Origin of the sequence: Lentzea alba, from assembly GCF_011067745.1 — a bacterium.
Classification (GTDB): Bacteria; Actinomycetota; Actinomycetes; order Mycobacteriales; family Pseudonocardiaceae; genus Lentzea; species Lentzea alba.
This window is the reverse complement of record NZ_JAAMPJ010000002.1, coordinates 123,428-141,910: the sequence shown is the minus strand read 5'-3', so window position 1 is coordinate 141,910 and position 18,483 is coordinate 123,428. Positions and strand designations below refer to the sequence as shown.

General features: G+C 68.8%; 19 protein-coding genes. 9 read left to right on the top strand and 10 right to left on the bottom strand.

What is annotated here, in order from left to right; all coding sequences use genetic code 11:
• Positions 1 to 15: 15 nt before the first annotated feature.
• Positions 16 to 888 carry an SGNH/GDSL hydrolase family protein gene (locus G7043_RS08940; protein ID WP_166045126.1) on the bottom strand — a complete coding sequence of 291 codons (873 nt, stop codon included), beginning with the start codon at positions 886 to 888 and terminating at the stop codon, positions 16 to 18.
• Between the two features lie 119 nt (positions 889 to 1,007).
• Here G7043_RS08940 and G7043_RS08935 point away from each other — a divergent pair, with 119 nt between their 5' ends.
• The 4 genes from G7043_RS08935 (at position 1,008) to G7043_RS08920 (ending at position 5,229) form a co-directional block, all read left to right on the top strand.
• Positions 1,008 to 2,378, top strand: a complete 1,371-nt coding sequence (locus tag G7043_RS08935; RefSeq protein WP_166045125.1) for a cystathionine beta-synthase — start codon at positions 1,008 to 1,010, stop codon at positions 2,376 to 2,378.
• 87 nt (positions 2,379 to 2,465) lie between these two features.
• Positions 2,466 to 3,554: an RDD family protein gene (locus tag G7043_RS08930; RefSeq protein ID WP_166045690.1), complete on the top strand. Its 1,089-nt coding sequence runs from the start codon at positions 2,466 to 2,468 to the stop codon at positions 3,552 to 3,554.
• A gap of 119 nt (positions 3,555 to 3,673) precedes the next feature.
• Positions 3,674 to 4,087: a hypothetical protein gene (locus tag G7043_RS08925; RefSeq protein WP_166045124.1), complete on the top strand. Its 414-nt coding sequence runs from the start codon at positions 3,674 to 3,676 to the stop codon at positions 4,085 to 4,087.
• The gene (locus G7043_RS08920; RefSeq protein ID WP_207310904.1) at positions 4,084 to 5,229 is read left to right on the top strand and encodes a cystathionine gamma-synthase; all 1,146 of its coding nucleotides are present in this window, start codon (positions 4,084 to 4,086) and stop codon (positions 5,227 to 5,229) included. Before G7043_RS08925 ends, G7043_RS08920 begins: the two co-directional genes overlap by 4 nt.
• A gap of 70 nt (positions 5,230 to 5,299) precedes the next feature.
• Here the strand turns inward: G7043_RS08920 and G7043_RS08915 are convergent, their stop codons facing one another.
• Both G7043_RS08915 and hppD read right to left on the bottom strand, forming a co-directional pair.
• Positions 5,300 to 5,545 carry a hypothetical protein gene (locus G7043_RS08915; RefSeq protein WP_166045122.1) on the bottom strand — a complete coding sequence of 82 codons (246 nt, stop codon included), beginning with the start codon at positions 5,543 to 5,545 and terminating at the stop codon, positions 5,300 to 5,302.
• Positions 5,546 to 5,599: 54 nt separating this feature from the next.
• Complete coding sequence (gene hppD / locus G7043_RS08910) at positions 5,600 to 6,781, bottom strand: 4-hydroxyphenylpyruvate dioxygenase (RefSeq protein WP_166045121.1); 1,182 nt, start codon at positions 6,779 to 6,781, stop codon at positions 5,600 to 5,602.
• 74 nt (positions 6,782 to 6,855) lie between these two features.
• Here hppD and G7043_RS08905 point away from each other — a divergent pair, with 74 nt between their 5' ends.
• Positions 6,856 to 7,365 (top strand): Lrp/AsnC family transcriptional regulator, encoded by a 510-nt coding sequence (locus tag G7043_RS08905; protein WP_166045120.1) that lies wholly within the window; start codon positions 6,856 to 6,858, stop codon positions 7,363 to 7,365.
• A gap of 28 nt (positions 7,366 to 7,393) precedes the next feature.
• Here G7043_RS08905 and greA read toward each other — a convergent pair whose 3' ends face one another.
• The gene (greA, locus tag G7043_RS08900) at positions 7,394 to 7,888 is read right to left on the bottom strand and encodes a transcription elongation factor GreA (RefSeq protein ID WP_086662839.1); all 495 of its coding nucleotides are present in this window, start codon (positions 7,886 to 7,888) and stop codon (positions 7,394 to 7,396) included.
• Between the two features lie 187 nt (positions 7,889 to 8,075).
• A complete protein-coding gene (locus G7043_RS08895; RefSeq protein ID WP_166045119.1) occupies positions 8,076 to 8,498 on the bottom strand; it encodes a DUF4307 domain-containing protein in 423 nt (140 codons plus the stop codon).
• Between the two features lie 96 nt (positions 8,499 to 8,594).
• Here G7043_RS08895 and mca point away from each other — a divergent pair, with 96 nt between their 5' ends.
• Together mca and G7043_RS08885 are read left to right on the top strand one after the other, a co-directional pair.
• Positions 8,595 to 9,464: a mycothiol conjugate amidase Mca gene (gene mca, locus G7043_RS08890; protein WP_166045118.1), complete on the top strand. Its 870-nt coding sequence runs from the start codon at positions 8,595 to 8,597 to the stop codon at positions 9,462 to 9,464.
• 2 nt (positions 9,465 to 9,466) lie between these two features.
• Complete coding sequence (locus G7043_RS08885) at positions 9,467 to 9,754, top strand: hypothetical protein (RefSeq protein WP_166045117.1); 288 nt, start codon at positions 9,467 to 9,469, stop codon at positions 9,752 to 9,754.
• Here the strand turns inward: G7043_RS08885 and G7043_RS08880 are convergent.
• From G7043_RS08880 to G7043_RS08865, 4 genes are read right to left on the bottom strand one after another with little or no spacing between them, the layout of a single operon-like run.
• Complete coding sequence (locus G7043_RS08880; protein ID WP_166045116.1) at positions 9,751 to 10,509, bottom strand: nucleotidyltransferase domain-containing protein; 759 nt, start codon at positions 10,507 to 10,509, stop codon at positions 9,751 to 9,753. The two genes, G7043_RS08885 and G7043_RS08880, sit on opposite strands and share 4 nt — an antisense overlap.
• On the bottom strand, positions 10,506 to 11,120 hold the full coding sequence (locus G7043_RS08875; RefSeq protein ID WP_166045115.1) for a nucleotidyltransferase domain-containing protein: 615 nt from the start codon (positions 11,118 to 11,120) through the stop codon (positions 10,506 to 10,508). Before G7043_RS08875 ends, G7043_RS08880 begins: the two co-directional genes overlap by 4 nt.
• Positions 11,117 to 13,576, bottom strand: a complete 2,460-nt coding sequence (locus G7043_RS08870; protein WP_166045114.1) for a polynucleotide kinase-phosphatase — start codon at positions 13,574 to 13,576, stop codon at positions 11,117 to 11,119. Before G7043_RS08870 ends, G7043_RS08875 begins: the two co-directional genes overlap by 4 nt.
• On the bottom strand, positions 13,576 to 14,913 hold the full coding sequence (locus G7043_RS08865; RefSeq protein ID WP_166045113.1) for a 3' terminal RNA ribose 2'-O-methyltransferase Hen1: 1,338 nt from the start codon (positions 14,911 to 14,913) through the stop codon (positions 13,576 to 13,578). Before G7043_RS08865 ends, G7043_RS08870 begins: the two co-directional genes overlap by 1 nt.
• A 55-nt stretch (positions 14,914 to 14,968) precedes the next feature.
• Here G7043_RS08865 and G7043_RS08860 point away from each other — a divergent pair, with 55 nt between their 5' ends.
• Together G7043_RS08860 and G7043_RS08855 are read left to right on the top strand one after the other, a co-directional pair.
• Positions 14,969 to 16,945, top strand: coding sequence for a thioredoxin domain-containing protein (locus G7043_RS08860; protein ID WP_166045112.1), 1,977 nt, complete (start codon positions 14,969 to 14,971; stop codon positions 16,943 to 16,945).
• A gap of 56 nt (positions 16,946 to 17,001) precedes the next feature.
• Positions 17,002 to 17,556: a hypothetical protein gene (locus G7043_RS08855; RefSeq protein WP_166045111.1), complete on the top strand. Its 555-nt coding sequence runs from the start codon at positions 17,002 to 17,004 to the stop codon at positions 17,554 to 17,556.
• Here G7043_RS08855 and G7043_RS08850 read toward each other — a convergent pair.
• On the bottom strand, positions 17,549 to 18,436 hold the full coding sequence (locus G7043_RS08850) for a DMT family transporter (protein WP_166045110.1): 888 nt from the start codon (positions 18,434 to 18,436) through the stop codon (positions 17,549 to 17,551). The two genes, G7043_RS08855 and G7043_RS08850, sit on opposite strands and share 8 nt — an antisense overlap.
• Between the last annotated feature and the right edge of the window lie 47 nt (positions 18,437 to 18,483).

The window sequence follows — 18,483 nt, the reverse complement described above, 5'->3', positions numbered from 1 at the left end:
CGAGAATTCCGAAACTCAGGCGTGCCGCTTCTGCAGCCACGTCGGCCACCTGGAGGGCCCGACCGCCAGGGCCGCCGCGGAACGCAACGGCAGCGGCGCCACGGCCCAGCCCGGCCACAGGCCCGCCACCTGGCACAACGGCGCGAGCAGCACGCCCGCCGCGGCCTCGTAGCCGGCGGCGCTGGGATGAAAGCGGTCGGTGCTGAACATGTCGACGTGCCGTGCCATGAACTCGGGTGCCAGCAGGTTCGCCAACGACACCGGCAGGCCACCGGCCCGCTTGACGACCTCGGTCTGCGCCGCCGCGAGCCGCAGGCTGTACCGATGTCCGATCGCCCGCAACGGCTGCGGAATCGGCCGCACGATCCCGAGATCGGGGCAGGTCCCGACGACGACACCGCAGCCGATGGCGCGCAGCCTGCGGACCTGCTCGCCCAGCAGGAGCGCCGACTCGCGGACGCCCAGCCGTGACGTCACGTCGTTCGCGCCGATGATGATCAGCGCCGCCCGGGGTGCGTCCAGCACGGCCGCGTCGACCTGCGCCACCAGGTCGCGCGTGGTGGAGCCGCTGATGGCGTACGTGGACAGGCGCACCGGCCGTTCGGCTTCCTCGGCCAGTGCCTGGGCCAGCAACACGCCCGGCATCTGCGAGGGATGTGTCACACCGACGCCCACCGCCATCGAGTCGCCGAGCACGGCCAGCCGCAGCGGATCGGTGCCGTCGTCGAGATACACGCCGTCCGGTGCGGGCCAGAGGTGCTCCAGCAGGCCGATGGCCGCCCGAGCGCGTCTGCCCTGCTCGTTCAGCAACCCCACCAGCGCGCCCGAGAGACCTCCGAGCGTCGCGGCGGTCATCGCCACCGCTCGCAGCGTCCTGAGTCCGATCATCCGCAACACCCCCTTTCCCGGTGAATCGTCGGTACCGCTGTTCGAATTAACCTCCGCCGTCACTAGAGCTAGGCTTCGTTCCGCTATCTCGGAGAGTGGGAGCAGGGGAGTAGATACCGGTGGAGTACGTCGAGCACGTCGTTGATCTGGTCGGCAACACGCCGCTGGTGAAGCTCAACTCCCTGACGTCGGGAATCAAGGCCACGGTGCTGGCCAAGGTCGAGTACCTGAACCCCGGCGGCAGCGTGAAGGACCGCATCGCGCTTCGGATGGTCGAGGCGGCGGAGCGCTCCGGTGAGCTGCAGCCCGGCGGCACGATCGTCGAGCCGACCTCGGGCAACACCGGCGTGGGCCTGGCCCTGGTCGCCCAGCGCAAGGGCTACAAGTGCGTGTTCGTGTGCCCGGACAAGGTCAGCGAGGACAAGCGCAACGTCCTCAAGGCCTACGGCGCCGAGGTCGTGGTGTGCCCGACGGCCGTCGCGCCCGAGCACCCGGACTCCTACTACAACGTCTCGGACCGGCTCGTTCGCGAGATCCCGGGCGCGTGGAAGCCGAACCAGTACTCCAACCCGGAGAACCCGGCGAGCCACTACCACCAGACCGGTCCCGAGATCTGGCGCCAGACCGAGGGCAAGATCACGCACTTCGTCGCGGGCGTCGGCACCGGCGGCACGATCTCCGGCACCGGCCGCTTCCTCAAGGAAGCCTCGAACGGCGCCGTGCAGGTCATCGGCGCGGACCCGGAGGGCTCCGTCTACTCGGGCGGCACCGGCCGTCCGTACCTGGTCGAGGGCGTCGGCGAGGACTTCTGGCCGGAGGCGTACGACAAGACCATCTGCGACCAGATCGTCGAGGTCTCGGACGCGGACTCGTTCGACATCACCCGCCGCCTCGCTCGCGAAGAAGGCCTGCTGGTCGGCGGCTCCTGCGGCATGGCGGCCGCCGCGGCGCTGCGCATCGCGAAGGACCTGCCGGAAGACGCCGTCGTGGTCGTGATCCTCCCCGACGGCGGCCGCGGCTACCTGTCCAAGGTCTTCAACGACCGCTGGATGGCCTCCTACGGCTTCCTCCCGCCGGACTCGACCGGCGCGACCGTCGGCGACGTGCTCCGGCGCAAGGGCGGCATGCTCCCCGACCTCGTCCACGCGCACCCGAACGAGACCGTGGGTGACGCGGTCGCGATCCTGCGCGAGTTCGGCGTCTCGCAGATGCCCGTCGTGAACGCCGAACCGCCCATCATGGCCGCCGAGGTCGCGGGCGCGGTGAACGAGCGCGACCTGCTCGACGCCCTGTTCACCGGCAAGGCGCAGCTCGCGGACCGCCTGGACAAGCACATGTCGCCGCCGCTGCCCACGCTCGGCGCGGGCGAGCCCGTCGGCATCGCCATGAACGCGCTGTCGAACGCGGACGCGGCGCTCGTGCTGGAGGACGGAAAGCCCGCCGGAGTGGTCACTCGGCAGGACATTCTGGGGTTCTTGGCTGGTCGCTGAGCGTAGAAGCCGGTGCGTCCGATAGCGTGACGCCCCAGATCATCAGTCTTACTCACACACGGCCCAGCCAAGGGGGTTGGAAACCGGATGAACGCTCCGCAGCCGCCAGGAAACCAGTTCGGCGGTCAGCCGCAGCAGGAGCCCAACGCGGACGCCACGCAGATCGTCCCGGGAGGTGGCCAGCCCTCTGCGGCGAACCCGAACCCGGACGCGACGCAGGTCGTCTCGCCTGGTCAGGCTCCCGCCGCACCTCAGCAGAACGCGGACGCCACCCAGGTCGTCAGCCCCGGCCAGGTGCCGCCCGCGGCAGCCCACGGTTCGGGCGGCTTCCCGGCACAGGGGCCCGGCTCCGGCGGTTTCCCCGCCCAGCCGCCGTCGCCCCCGTACGGTGCTCCGCAGCAGCAGCCGCCGGCCTACGGCGCCCCGCAGCAGCAGCCCTACGGTGCTCCGCAGTCGAACCCGTACGGCCAGCCGCAGCAGCAGCCCTACGGTCAGCCGCAGCAGCCGTACGGTGCTCCGCAGTCGAACCCGTACGGCCAGCCGCAGCAGCCGTACGGCCAGCCCGCCTACGGTGGTGCGCCCGCCGGTTACGGCATGGCGCCGCCGCCCCCCACGGGCTACGCGGAGTGGGGCTCGCGCTTCGTCGGCTACCTGATCGACATCGCGGCGCCCTCGGTCGTCGCGACGATCCTGTACTACATCATCGTCGGCATCGCGGTCGGCGCTGACGCACCCGGTCTTCTCTTCCTGGGCGTCATCGTCTGGCTGGCCAACTTCGGCTTCATCATCTGGAACACGGTGATCAAGCAGGGCCAGACCGGTCAGTCGATCGGCAAGAAGGTCGCGAAGATCAAGCTGGTCTCCGAGGAGACCATGCAGCCGCTCGGCGGCGGTACGACGTTCGTGCGCCAGCTGTGCCACATCGTCGACGCCCTGCCGTGCTACGCGGGCTTCTTCGCCCCGCTGTGGGAGCCCAAGAAGCAGACCTGGGCCGACAAGATCATGAAGTCCATCGTGATCAACGCCCCGGAGACCGCTTCGCAGTACGGCGGCGGCACCGGCGGCTACCCGCAGCAGCCGGGCACCGGCGGTTACCCGCAGCAGCAGCCCCAGCAGCCGGGTGGCTACGGCCAGCCGCCGCAGCAGGGCTACGGCGGTCAGCAGCAGGGTTGGTGAACCCTCAGCAGCCGTACCAGCCCCCGGTCACTTCCCAGTGGCCGGGGGCTGGCCCGCATCAGGGACCAGGTCATCCGGGTCGTGGTCCCGGTCCGGCGCGCCCGAGTGGTGCGACGGGCGTGCTCGGCGGTGTGTTCGGCACGCTGGCCGGTCTTGTCATCCTGGTCGGCACGATCTGGGCGCTGGCGCAGTTCGGGGGGACGTTCGGGTTCCTGATCAACGCCGTGACCCCGCTGATCCTCCTCGTGCTGCAGGGGCTCGCCGCCGTGCTGTTGCTCATCGGCGGTCTGCTGCTGTGCCTGAGGGTGGGCTTCGGCAGGTTCCTGCTGCCGATCGGTGCCGTGGTGGTGCTCGGCATCGTCCTGGTCGCGATTCTGCAGGAGTTCCCCTTCGGCGCCATCGTCCCCGTGCTGGCGTTCGCCCTGCTGCACGTGCAGGACACCGTGTGGCTCACGCTGCTGTTCGCGGTTGTCGGTTCACTACTTGGACTATTGCCGTCGACCGCCAGATGGGTGAGTACCCTTCAAAGATGAGCACCCCATACGGCTTCGCCACCAGGGCGATCCACGCCGGTCAGGACCCGGACCCGACCACGGGTGCGGTGAACGTGCCCATCTACGCGACGTCCACGTACGCCCAGGACGGCGTGGGCGGGCTGCGTGAGGGCTTCGAGTACTCGCGCACCGGCAACCCGACCCGCCGCGCCCTCGAGACGTGCCTCGCGTCGCTGGAACGCGGGCGCTTCGGTCGTGCGTTCTCCTCCGGCATGGGTGCGACCGACGCGGCGCTGCGCACGTTCCTCAAGCCCGGCGACCACATCGTCATCCCGAACGACGCCTACGGCGGCACGTTCCGGCTGATCGACAAGGTCTTCTCGCAGTGGGGCGTCACCCACTCGCCGGCGCCGGTCTCGGACGTGGACGCCATCCGCGCGGCCATCACGCCCGCCACGAAGCTCGTGTGGATCGAGACGCCGACCAACCCGCTGCTGAACATCGGCGACATCGCGGCCATCGCCTCCGTCGCGCACGAGGCGGGCGCCAAGCTCGTCGTCGACAACACCTTCGCCTCGCCCGCCCTGCAGACCCCGCTGGAGCTGGGCGCGGACGTGGTGCTGCACTCGACGACCAAGTACGTCGGCGGCCACTCCGACGTCGTGGGCGGCGCCCTCGTCACCTCCGACGAGGAGATCGACGCGGCGTTCGGGTTCCTGCAGAACGGTGCCGGCGCGGTGCCCGGGCCGTTCGACGCCTACCTGACGTTGCGCGGCATCAAGACCCTTGAGCTGCGCATGGAGAAGCACTCCGACAACGCCGAACTGGTGGCCGAGGCCCTGACGCGTCACCCGCGCGTGAAGAAGGTCATCTACCCCGGCCTGGAGTCGCACCCCGGGCACGTCGTCGCGGCCAAGCAGATGCGGCGGTTCGGCGGCATGGTGTCGTTCCTCGTCGAGGGTGGCGAGGAGGCCGCGCTCGAGGTGTGCGCCCGCACCAAGCTCTTCACGCTGGCGGAGTCGCTCGGCGGCGTCGAATCGCTGATCGAGCACCCAGGCAAGATGACCCACGCCTCGACCGCGGGTTCCATGCTGGAAGTCCCCGCTGACCTGGTCCGCGTCTCCGTGGGCATCGAGTCCGGCGACGACCTGGTGGCCGACCTCCTCGAAGCCCTGGGCTAACCCCAAACGAAGTTGATGAGGGGAGCTTTCATAAACCTCAGGTTTATGAAAGCTCCCCTCATCAAGCTCGCTAAGGCTTCTTGGAGCCGCTGAACCTGTCCACGTTCTCGGCCTCGGCCGCGGGCGCCGCCGGAAGGTCAGCGCCGTTGACGCAGCCGCCGACGAACTCGATCGAATCGCCAGTGCGGACGAAGCGGCCGGCCTCGTCACAACCGGCGTGCGCCACGGTCAAGAACGCCGCTCCGGTCAGTGCCGCAGCCGTGGTCACGGCTCCGACCAGCGGAATCACCGCGGCCACGCGTCGTACGAGTGCCATGCCACCTCCCCACGATGTGTATCCCCCGTGAAGCAGCCTACCGGGGGAATGCCATCAGAGGTTGCCGCGGCGTTCCTGTTCGCGCTCGATCGCCTCGAAAAGGGCCTTGAAGTTGCCCTTGCCGAAGCCCAGCGAGCCGTGGCGCTCGATCAGTTCGTAGAAGACGGTCGGGCGGTCGCCGATCGGCTTGGTGAAGATCTGCAGCAGGTAGCCGTCCTCGTCGCGGTCGACCAGGATGCGGTGTTGTTTCAGCACCTCGATGGGGACGCGGACCTCGCCGATGCGCGCACGCAGCTCCGGGTCGTCGTAGTAGGAGTTCGGGGTCTCCAGGAACTCCACGCCCGCGTCGCGCATGGCGGTGACCGTGCGGATGATGTCGTTGGTCGCCAGCGCGATGTGCTGCACGCCCGCGCCCTCGTAGAACTCGAGGTACTCGTCGATCTGCGACTTCTTCTTCGCGACCGCCGGCTCGTTCAGCGGGAACTTGACCCGGTGGTTGCCGTTCGAGACGACCTTGGACATCAGCGCCGAGTAGTCGGTGGCGATGTCGTCGCCGATGAACTCCGCCATGTTCACGAAGCCCATGACGCGGTTGTACCACTCGACCCAGTAGTCCATCTTGCCGAGCTCGACGTTGCCGACGCAGTGGTCGACGGCCTGGAACAGCCGCTTCGGCGCACCTTCCGGACGCTTGACCGTGGACGTCCGCGCGACGTAACCGGGCAGGTAGGGGCCGGAATAGCGAGAACGGTCAACGAGCGTGTGCCGCGTCTCGCCGTAGGTCGCGATGGCCGCGAGACGGACCGTGCCGTTCTCGTCGGACACGTCGTGCGGCTCCTCCAGCACGGTGGCGCCCTGCTCACGTGCGTGCTTGATGCACTGGTCGACGTCGCCGACCTCCAGCGCCAGGTCGATCACGCCGTCGCCGTGCTTGCGGTGGTGGTCGAGCAGCGGGGAGCCAGGCTGGACGCCGCCGTGGATCACGAAACGGGCCGAGCCCGACTTCAGCACGAACGACTTGTGGGTGCGCTGGCCGGTCTCGGGGCCCGCGTAGGCCACGAGCTCCATGCCGAACGCCACCTGGTAGAGCCAGGCGGTCTGGGTGGCGTTGCCCGCGACGAACACCACGGCGTCCATGGCGCGCACGGGGAAGGGGTCCTTGGTCGCGTCGTAGTCGACCAACCCCACGAGCTGCCGGAGCTGGTCGTAGCTCACGTCGTCAAGCTGCTGCGTCATGCTTCACAGCATGATTCCACCTAGCAGGGTGAGCAACAGTCAGCGATTTTGCTGAGCAGTTTGTATAGTGATCTATGCCTTCGGATCAACAGAGTGAGCACTCTGACCAGCCTGTCGACGAACTCGACGCGAGGCTGCTGTTGCTCTTGACAGACGAGCCGCGGCTCGGCGTCCTCGAATGCTCGCGGCGGCTGGGGGTCGCGCGGGGAACCGTGCAGGCCCGACTTGATCGCCTTGTCGACAAAGGAGTGCTCACCGGGTTCCCGCCGGCGCTGGACCTCGGCGCGATGGGCTACGGGCTGACGGCGTTCGCGGTGGTCGAGATCGCGCAGGGCCGGCGCGCGGAGGTGTGCGAGGGGCTGGCCGCGATCAGCGAGGTGTGCGAGGTGCACGCGACGACCGGCCAGGGCGATCTCTTCGTGAGAATGGTCGCGAGGTCGAACGCGGACCTGCAGCGCGTGGTCGATCACATCGTCGACGTGCCGCACGTGCGTCGGCTGTCGACCTCCATCGCGTTGTCGACCCCCGTGCCCCCACGCGTGCGACCGCTCCTTGAACGTGTGAAGGGCCGGCCACAGAAGTGACCGGCCCTTCACGCGTCGTGTGGCGTGACTACGCCGAGTACGGAACAGCAGAGATCAACGTGACCTTCTGGAGCTTGCCGTTGGGCAGCTCGTACTCGACGGTCTCGCCGTCCTTCGCGCCGTTGAGCGCCTTGCCGAGCGGCGAAACCGGGGAGTAGACCTCCATCTCGCCGTGCGCGCCCTCTTCGCGGGTCGCGAGCAGGAAGGTCTCGGTCTCGTCGTCGCCGTCGTAACGGATCGTGAGCACCGTGCCCGGCGCCGCGACACCCTTGGTGGTGGGGGCCTCGCCGACCTTCGCGGCCTGGAGCAGCTCGTGCAGCTGGCGGATGCGCGCCTCCTGCTTGCCCTGCTCCTCGCGTGCCGCGTGGTAGCCGCCGTTCTCGCGGAGGTCGCCCTCTTCGCGGCGGGCGTTGATCTCGGCAGCCATGACCGGGCGGTACGCGATAAGTTCGTCCAGCTCAGCCTTGAGCCGGTCGTAGGCCTCCTGGGTCAGCCAGGTCACCTGGGTGTCGCTCACGGTCACCAACTCCTCGTCTTGCTCTGGCGCACACGTGTGCCCCAGATAGTTCCCGGGCCGGGGGCCCGGAACGGAAAAACACGGCCCGCGCCGGGGCCGTGCTTGAGCGGCAATAGTAACACGGAGACAACGTTCAGCGACGGCGATTTGTTCCCCATCTCGCCGTTTAAACCGCAGATCACCCGCTTGGCCGCTAGCTCGTGGACAAGTAGGCGGGAACCTGGTAGGAGCACCCGAACACCTCGCCGGTGACCGGCGGCTTCGAGGTGCGGAGAACTGTTGTCTCGACGACGAGCGAATTTCCCGGTGGGATCAGAACTTCGCGTCGGCCTGCTTCGTCCCCGTCTTTGGATCGGGCCCGAATGATGCAGACAGCCGCGCGCTCCGGTTGATCTCGGGAAACCTCGAAACTGACCTGTACGCGGTCGTCGCCGAGGAAGTTGAACGCGGTCTGCTTCGCCTCGATCGGCTTTGTGCCGAGATTTCGGTAACCGACGAAGGCGACCAGGGCACCCACCGCGACGGCTACAGCGAGTAACGCCCAGCGCGTCCACTTGGACAGCGGTTTGCGACTCTGCTTGCTGTAGCGCCCCTCGGGGAGCGCGCGCTGTGCCACTTTCCCGCGCCCTCCTCGGCCTCTGGGGAACAATGGTGCCCGACGTTCAGTTGTTGAGTGTCGCAGGATCGTTCACACAGGAGGACCACGGGGGTCATGGCCGACAAGCTGCGCCTTATGGCAGTGCACGCACATCCCGACGACGAGTCGAGCAAGGGCGCGGCCACGATGGCCCGCTACATCGCGGAAGGGCACGACGTGATGGTCGTGACCTGTACCGACGGTGGTGCGGGCAGCATTCTCAACCCGGCGATGGACAAGCCGGACGTGCTCGAGAACATCATCGAGGTCCGCCGCGAGGAGATGGCCAACGCGGCCAAGATCCTCGGCATCCAGCACCGCTGGCTTGGCTTCAAGGACTCAGGCCTGCCCGAGGGCGACCCGAAGCCGCCGCTGCCCGAGGGTTGTTTCGCCCTCGTGCCGCTGGAGGAGTCGGTGCCGTCCCTGGTGGAGGCCATTCGCGACTTCCGCCCGCACGTCGTCGTGACGTACGACGAGAACGGTGGATACCCGCACCCGGATCACATCCGCACGCACGAGATCTCGATGGCGGCCCTGGACGCGGCCGCCGACCCGTCGTTCGACCCCTCGCTGGGCGAACCGTGGGAAACCCAGAAGGTCTACTACGGGCACGGCTTCTCGCGCGCCAAGCTGTTGGCGTTCCACGAGGCCATGGAGGCCCGCGGCCTGGAGTCGCCCTACACGGAGTGGCTGGCGAACTGGTCGACTGATCGCCCGGACGTGATGGAGCGCGTGACGACCCAGGTCGAGTGCGCGGACTACTTCGACGTCCGCGACGAGGCCCTCAAGGCCCACGCGACCCAGATCGACCCGACCAGCCGCTGGTTCGTGGTCCCGATGGACCTGCAGCGCGAGATCTGGCCGACCGAGGAGTACGAGCTCGTGCGCTCCCAGGTCGACTCGACGCTGCCGGAGAACGACCTGTTCGCCGGAGTTAAGGTCTAGGGGTGATTCCCCAGCTTTCGCAGGACTTCGACCTCAGCAGCACGGTGGCCCTGGTCGCCGTGCAGCCGTCGAACACGAACGAGAACGACAAGGGCGGCCAGGGTGAGGACTTCGGCAAGTCCTCCCCGGTCGGCCTCGTCCTGCTGATCGTCTTCTTCATCGCGGTGTTCTTCCTCGTCAAGTCGATGAACAAGCACCTCAAGCGGGTGCCGGCGTCGTTCGACGAGCCGGCCGAGGCCCCCGCCGACAAGACGGCGGAGACCCCGGCCGAGCCGAAGAAGCAGGACTAGCTCAACCGCGTCGCGACCACGAACTCGTGCACCGCCTCGAACGCGGGCGGGTGCTCGGGCAGGTCGCTGTTCGTCCGCGCGTTCTGCAGCTCCTCCTGCCAGTGCGCGAGGTCCGCCTCCAGCCGTTCTGGTGCCGGACGCGCCTCGACGCCCGCCAGCGCCCGGTGCTCGCCGAGGATCTTGGCCTCGATCAACGCGGGCAGGTAGTCCGGTCCGTCGAGCTTCTCCAGCAACGTCGGCAGGTGCGCGATCACCTCGCCGGTGCGCAGCAGATGCACGCCGGTCAGCAGCGCGCGGAACGTGTAGAGCAGCGGCTTGATCTCGCCGGTCCGCTCGAACAGCCGCCACTGCGTGACCGCGAAGCCCCGGTAGTGGTGCCCGTGCCGTGAGGTCAGGCACCCCGCGGCGAGATCGGCCAGCTTCCGGTGCCCCTCGCTGGTGTGCACGACGAGCGGCGAGAGCAGCTGCTCCAGCACGTAGCCGTTGGGGCGGGTGAGCAGGCGGCAGAACTTCTCCACGTCATGCGTGACGAGGTCGATCTCGACGCCGTCCCGCACCCACATCCGTTCCTTGGTCTCCGGGCCGTGCCGCAGACCGACGATCTCGGAGAGCGGCAGGACGTGCACGCCGCGCAGGTCCACGTCCGAGTCGCGGGACGGGAACCCGTACAGGTGCGCGCCGGACACGGTCGCGAAGAGCAGGTCGTGCGACTGCTCCGCCACGACCGCGCTCAGGTCAGGAACCTCGTAGCTCACAACATCCTCCTGCGCACCGAAACCAACCAGTCCTCGACCCGCGCCCGGTCGGGCTCCTCCGGCAACGGCCCGTCCGCACTCGCCAGCTCGTCACCGAGCCGGTGTGCCCACGCGACGGCGTCGTCCCACGGCATCGAGCCGTCGCGGATCCTGAGCAACGAACGGTCCGCCGCGATGGACAGTTCGCCTGTGCGCACCAAGTGCAGCCCGAGCAGCCGCAACCGCACGACGTGCATGAGCTGTTTGGGCTTCAGGTTCCGGCCCGCGCGTGACAGCTGCATCTCCGTCGCGCGCGTGTAGGCCCGCACCGCGTACCGGGAGAGGAACGCGGGCAGCAGCGCCTGCAGTTCCTCCCCCATCGGCGTGTTGATCTCGATCAGCGGGCTCACCAGCGTTTCGAGCACCGTCGGGTTCGACTTCAGCCCCAGCTTGCAGAAGTGCTCGACCTCCCAGCTGAGCTGCTCCGGCGACGGGCCCTCGACCGAGGTCGACGGCTTTTCCAGCAGCCAGAAGGATTCCGTGGGCGCGACGAACACCCCGCGTCTGTCCACATCGGACTCCTCGGTCGCCAGCCCGTAGGCGTGCGAACCGATGATCGCTTCCAGGATCACAGTCTCGGGTCCACCGGTTCCGACTCCAGCGCGAGCACGCCGAAGACGCACTCGTGCACCCGCCACAACGGCTCGCCGCGCGCGACGCGTTCCAGAGCCTCGATGCCCAGGGCGTACTCGCGCAGGGCCAGTCCGCGCTTGCGGCCCAGGCCGCGCTTGCGCAACCGTGCGAGGTTCGACGGCGTCGTGTAGTCCGGGCCGTAGATGATCCGCAGGTACTCGCGCCCGCGCACCTTCACACCCGGCTGCACGCGTCCGCCGAGGTTCGCCAGCGGCTTCACGACCATGCCCTCGCCGCCGGCCGCGGTCAGCTCCTCCCACCATCGAACGCCGGCGGCGGGATCCGCGGTGTCGACCACGAGGTGCCGGGTCTGCTGGAACAACGGCCCCTCCAGTCGGCTCAGCGTTTCCAGGTGCCACAGGTGTGAACGGTCGTGGAACGTCCGTCCCTCGGCCGCGAGCAGCTGGAACGGCGCGATGCGCACGCCATCCAGCCCCTCGACCGGCCAGCAGTACCGCTCGTACGCCGCGCGGTAGGCCTCGGCGTTCGAGGCCCGCTGTGTCGTGCGCGCCAACAGTTCCGACACGTCCACGCCGCGCGCGGCAGCCGACTCCAGGGCGCTGACGGCCACGGGCAGCGCTCCGCCGGCCGCCGCGCCGACCGCCGCGTACTGCTCGCGGATCAGGCCGGAAGCCTTGGCGTTCCACGGCATCAGCTCGGCGTCGAGCAGCAGCCAGTCCGTCGAGAACTCGTCGAACAAGCCGGAACAGGCCGAGCGCACCCGGTCGAGCAGCTCGGTGCCCAGCGCGCCGTCGAAGAACGCACGTCCGGTGCGCGTGTAGATCGCGCCGCCTTCCTTGCGCACCAACAACACCGCGCGGGAGCCCATGTGCTTCTCCTCGCAGATCACCTGCGTGACACCGGCCGCCGCGTACTCGGCGAAGGCGTCCTCCGGGTGCTCCAGCACGTCGTCGCGCTGTGAGGTCGCGGTCGGTGCCATCGTCGGCGGCAGGTACAGCAGGTCGTGCGGGTCGATCGCGAACCGGCTCATGACCTCCAACGCGGAAGCGGACTGCTCCGCGCGGATCGTCACGGCACCGATCAGCGACGTGTCGATCCGGCGCAGGCCGGTGACATCGGTCAACGCCAGCACGTCCGGCGCGCGTTCGGCGACCGGAGGAGGGAACGGCCGGTCGTTCTCGTACCAGACCTGGTGCGCCTTCACCGAGACGATCTCGCGCGACGGGTAGCGCAACGCGGTCAGCTTGCCGCCGAACACCACACCCGTTTCCAGGCACATGGTGTTGTTGATCCACTCGGCCTCGGGCACCAGGACGTGCCCGTACAGCACCATCGCCGAGCCGCGGTAGTCGTTCGCCCACGGCAGGCGCACCGGCAGGCCGTGCGCGTCGGTCTCGCCGGTCGTGTCGCCGTACAAAGCGAAACTGCGCACCTTCGCCGACGCGCGACCGTGGTAGCGCTCGGGCAGACCGGCGTGGGCGACGACGAGGTTTCCGCCGTCGAGAACGTAGTGGGCGATCAGGCCGTCGCAGAACTTCTCGACCTCACGCCGGAACTCGGGAGTCTCGTGCGTGAGCTGCTCCAGCGACTTCTCCAGCCCGTGTCGGACCGTCACCTTGTGGCCGCGCAACGCCCGTACGAGCTTCTCCTCGTGGTTTCCGCGCACGCTGAGGGCGTGACCGGCGGCAACCATGCCCATGACCAGGCGCAGCACGCCGGGAGTGTCCGGGCCGCGGTCCACGAGGTCGCCGACGAACACGGCCTTGCGGTCGGCCGGCGGGACCGCGTCGATCGCGCGGCCCTCGTCGTCGCGCACCAGCAAGTACCCCAGCTCGACCAGCAGTTCCTCCAGCTCGGCGCGGCAGCCGTGCACGTCACCGAACACGTCGAACGGGCCGGTCTCGTGCCTGAGGTCGTTGAGCAGCCGCTCGTACACGATCGTCGAGCTGTCCACATCGGACTCGGAGCGCAGCACGTGGACGCGCTTGAAGCCCTCCTTGCCGAGGAACTTCAACGACCGCCGCAACGCGGCCCGGTGCCGCTTCACGACGTGTGCGCCGAAGTCGCGGTCGGGGCGCTGTGCGTTGCGCTGAAGGCACACCTCGGTCGGGGTGTCGAGGACGATCGCGACCGGCAGCACGTTCGCCCTCTTCGCGACCTCGATCAGCTTCGCGCGGTCCGGTGCCTGCACGTTGGTCGCGTCGATCACCGTGACGCGCCCTGCCTCCAGTCGCTTGGAGGCGACGTAGTGCAGCACGTCGAACGCCGCCGCGGACGCCGACTGGTCGTTCTCGTCGTCGGCCACCAGACCGCGGAAGTAGTCGCTCGACAGCACCTGCGTCGGGAGGAAGTGCTTGCGCGCGAACGTGGACTTGCCCGAACCGGAGGCACCGATCAGCACCACCAGGCACAGGTCAGGAATCTTCAGGTCCATCAGTTCTCGTCTCCCAAGCTGAACACGGCCATCTGGGTCGGCGCGCCGCGTTCGGTGTCCTCCGGTCCGATCGGCACATGACGCACGGTGTAGCCACGACGTTCCGCGACGCCCTCCGCCCACGCCGCGAACTCCGCCCGCGTCCACTCGAAACGGTGGTCGGAGTGCCGCATCTGGCCTTCTGGCAACGTTTCGAAGAGCGCGTTGTACTCGACGTTCGGCGTGGTCACCAGAACGACCGCAGGGCGAGCGACGACGAACACGGAGTGCTCCAGCGCGGGCAGGCGCGACGGATCGACGTGCTCGACGACTTCCATCAGCACCGCCGCGTCGTAGCCGGCGAGCTCGGGGTCGGCGTAAGTCAAAGCCGACTGCCGCAACGTGATCCGCTCGCGCAGCCGATCGGACATGCGGTCGAGGTGCAGCTTGCGCGCGGCCTCCTGCAGCGCCTTCGCGGACACGTCGACGCCGTGGATCTCGGTGAACTCGGGCTCCTTGACGAGCTCGCGCAGCAACGCGCCGCCACCGCAGCCGAGGTCGAGGACGCGCTTCGCCCGCGCCTCCTTCAGAGCCTTGATCACGGCCTCCTTGCGCTGTGCGGCAAGGGAGATCTTCGGCTCGGCCAGGGCGTTGTCCAGCTCCTCCGGCTCGACCTCGTCGACGTCCGCGAGGCGTTCGAGGGCAGAGGTGATCAACGGTCGCTTGCGCGCCAGGTACCGGGTGGTGATCAGCTCCTTGTCCGGGTGCGCCGCCAGCCAGCCGTCACCGGCCTTGAGCAGCTTGTCGACCTCGTCGGCCGCGACCCAGTAGTGCTTGCCGCCGTCGAGCACGGGCAGCAGCACGTAGAGGTGCTTCAAGGCATCGCTGACCTTGAGCGTTCCGGTCAGCGTGACGTCGCCGTAGCGCGAATCGCCGTGCTCGGTGACCTCGACGGTCCAGCCGAGCGGCGTGAACAACCGCTCCGCGAGCCGGTGCGGCAGCGCGGGAACGCGGACGACCAGCGGAATCGGCGTCCGGGCGAGCTCGGGGAAGCTCTCGCTGCGGCCGTTCATGGCCGTGCGGAACACGCTGCCGAGCGCGACGGTGAGCAACGACCCGGCCGCGTACGGCCTGTCGTTGACGTATTGCGTGAGCGTGCTGCCGGGACCTCGCACGAGCGCGATGGGGTCGACCTCCAGCAGGAGGGCGACCGTGCATTCCTCGTTCGTCGCCTTCGGGTAGAAGACGTGCGCGACGCCCGAGCTCGTCGAGAACGACTGAGCACGGTCCGGGTGCTTGTGCAGCAGGTGACCGAGGTCGGTCGCCGGCTGGTGGGTGGTGGTCATGGTCAGCAGCACGAGGTCGAGTCTGATCGAGAGTCGGCCTCTGCGCTGCTGATTTAGTGTGGTTCTCATGACGAACCGGCTCGTTGACGCGACCAGCCCCTACCTGCTGCAGCACGCTGACAACCCGGTCGACTGGTGGCCGTGGGGCGCGGAGGCGTTCGAGGAGGCACGACGGCGCAACGTCCCGGTGCTGCTGTCTGTTGGTTACGCGGCCTGTCACTGGTGTCATGTGATGGCGCACGAGTCGTTCGAGGATGAATCTGTGGCCGGGTTCGTGAACGCCCATTTCGTGCCGGTGAAAGTCGATCGCGAGGAACGTCCCGACGTCGACGCCGTGTACATGGAGGTCACGCAGGCCATGACCGGCTCCGGCGGGTGGCCGATGACCGTGTTCCTGACGCCGGACGCCCGTCCGTTCCACGCCGGCACCTACTACCCGCCCTCGCCGCGGCAGGGCATGCCGTCGTTCACGCAGCTCGTCGAGGCCGTGTCGGAGGCGTGGACCACCCGTCCGGACGAGATTCTGGAGTCGGCTTCCGTTGTGGTGGAGGAGATTTCCCGTCACACCGCGCCGCTGCCACCGTCCGCTGTGGACTCTGATGCGCTGGCGGGCGCGGTGGTGTCGTTGCTCGGCGAGTTCGACCGGCGCAACGGCGGATTCGGTGGCGCGCCGAAGTTTCCACCGTCGATGGTCGTGGAGTTCCTGCTGCGGCACCACGAACGCACCGGTTCGGTCGAGGCGATCTCGATGGCCACCAAGACGGCCGACGCGATGGCGAACGGCGGCATGTACGACCAGCTCGGCGGTGGGTTCGCACGGTACAGCGTCGACGCGTCGTGGGGCGTGCCGCACTTCGAGAAGATGTTGTACGACAACGCTTTACTGCTCCGCTTCTACACGCACCTGACGCGCGTCACCGGTTCTGAACGCCATGCGCGGGTCGCGCGGGACACGGCCTCGTTCCTGCTGCGGGACCTGCGCACGGCCGAGGGCGGGTTCGCGGCTTCGCTGGACGCGGACACCGAGGGCGTCGAGGGCCTGACGTACGTGTGGTCTTTCGAGGAACTCGGGGATTCCGCCGCCGCGTTCGGTGTCACTGCCGAACCGAACTTCGAGGACGGCAAGTCGACGCTGAGGTTCGTGTCGGAGCCGGGTGAGGACGTGCGGGCGTCGTTGCTGGCTGTCCGTGCTTCGCGGCCACAACCGGGCCGGGACGACAAGGTGATCGCGGCGTGGAACGGCATGGCGATCGCCGCTCTGGCCGAGGCGGGCGCCTTCTTCGGTGAGCCGTCGTGGATCGTGGCGGCTTCGGCGGCGGCGTCGTTGCTGGCGTCGGTACACGTGGTCGAGGGCAGGCTGTTGCGAACCTCACGGGACGGCGTCGCGGGGCCGTCGTTCGGTGTGCTGGAGGACTACGGCTGCCTCGCCGATGGTTTGCTCGCGTTGCACCAGGTGACGGGTTCGATCCGGTGGCTCGATCTGGCGTGTGGCCTGTTGGACATCGCTCTCTCTCGTTTCGCCGTGCCGGACTCACCGGGCGCCTACTACGACACCGCCGATGATGCGGAGGCGTTGGTGCGCCGCCCTGCCGACTCGACCGACAACGCGTCGCCGTCGGGGGCGTCTTCGCTGGCCTCGGCCTTGCTGACGGCCTCGTTGCTGGCGGGAGCCGATCGCTCTTCGCGTTATGCGACCGCCGCTTCGGAGGCGGTGACCCGCGCCGGACTCCTGGCTGCTCGGGCGCCCCGGTTCGCCGGCCACTGGCTGACCGTCGCGGAGACCCTGGTGGCAGGACCGCTGCAGGTGGCTGTCGTGGGCAACGGCGAGGACCCGCGCCGTGCGGCGTTGTGGGCGGCGGCGGTCGCGCACGTGCCCGGCGGCAGTGTCGTCGTGTCCGGTGAACCGGGCTCTGTGCCGTTGCTGGAAGACCGGCCGTTGGTCGACGAGGCACCCGCCGCCTACGTGTGCCGCGGCTACGTGTGCGACATGCCGGTCGTTTCCGCAGATGCGCTGGTCACTTCGCTGACGGCGAACACCCTCTAGCTGATTGCAGGCGTAACGTCGGTAACGACGTAATCATGTAATCAGGGATGGTTGAAATGGGACGTGGATGGCGAGGACGAGGCGGGTGGCAGCAGGCTGACCTGCCGTCCGCCGACGACGCGGCGGCGTGGTTCGCGGGCCGGCTGCCCGACGGCTGGTTCACCGGCGCGCCCGAGGTGATCGTCGACCGCGAGGAGATCACGGTCGTCGGCACGCTGGCTCCGCTGGAGGGCGAGTTCGACGAGGCCTCGCGCTCGGCGGCCGAGTCGGGCCGCATCGCCCGGTGGCGGGAGGAGACGCGCGACGAGCGCATCGAGATCGCGCGCCAGGCCGAGCACCGCTACGGCCGCAAGGTCGCGTGGGGCGCCTCGCTCGGCAGCACGCGCGAACTGTTCACGCACCTGGCCGTGCCGGTCATGACGCGCCTGCGCCAGCCGGAGCGTCAGGTGCTGGACACGCTGGTGGCCGCGGGTGTGGCACGGTCGCGCGCGGACGCCCTGGCGTGGGCCGTCCGCCTGGTCGGCGAGCACGCGGACTCGTGGCTCGGCGAACTGCGCGACGCCATGTCCAAAGTGGACGATCTGCGTTCGCAGGGGCCGGACCTCACGTAGCCCGCGCGGCGGGGAGCTCACAGGGTCGTTCGCTCGGCGAGACGTCGACGGCGACCCTGTCCGGCGCCTTCCTCCAGAGGGCGATGCCGCACCCGAGTGCGACCGTGGTGACGCCAATGACGGATACGAGCGTCAGTTCCTGTAGGCCCAGCAACACAGAAGTTGCGAGGCCGGACACCGGCATGAGGCCGATGAGCACGCCCGCGCGGTCCGAGCCCAGGCGGTTCACCGAGAAGTACCACAGGCCGAAGGCCAGGGCGGTGACCAGCACGGCCAGCGTGACCAGTGCGAACGTCTGCCGCGTGTCCGGCATCTGCCAGCCGCCGACGAACGTGCCGAGCACCCCGCCGATCGCCGCGGCCAGCAGACACGTCCAAGTGGCGACACCCAGCACACCCAGGCGCCGGACCACGCCGACGGCGAAGAGCGTGAAGCACACCTCGCCGGCCATCGTGAGCAACGCCAGCACGAGGCCTGGGCCGTGCCACGCGCCGCCGCCGGACAACACCACCACGCCCGCTGCCACCACCACTGCGCCGACCACGGCGGCGAGGGAGCGGTTGCGGGCCAGCAGGGCGAGGGCGATGGGCGAGGAGCCCATGACCGCGGCCACGAAGCCCGGTTCCGCGTACTGCTGGGCGGCGATGAGCAGGGCGTTGAAGCCGAGCATGCCCGTGGCGACCACGCCCAGCAGCGGTGGGATGTCGCGCCACGAGGGCATCGGCAGGCGGCGGGCCACCAGCAGCAGCACGGCGGCGCCGAGCAGGTAGCGCATGGCCTGGCCGGTCAGCAGCGGGTAGCCCTCGAGCATGCCCGTGACCGGAACCGACGCGCCGACGATCGTTGCCGCTGTAGCTCCCGCGGCCACTCCGATTTTCATGGTTCAGAGCCTTGCGTCGAACTGGTCCAGGTTTAAGCTCCACTTCG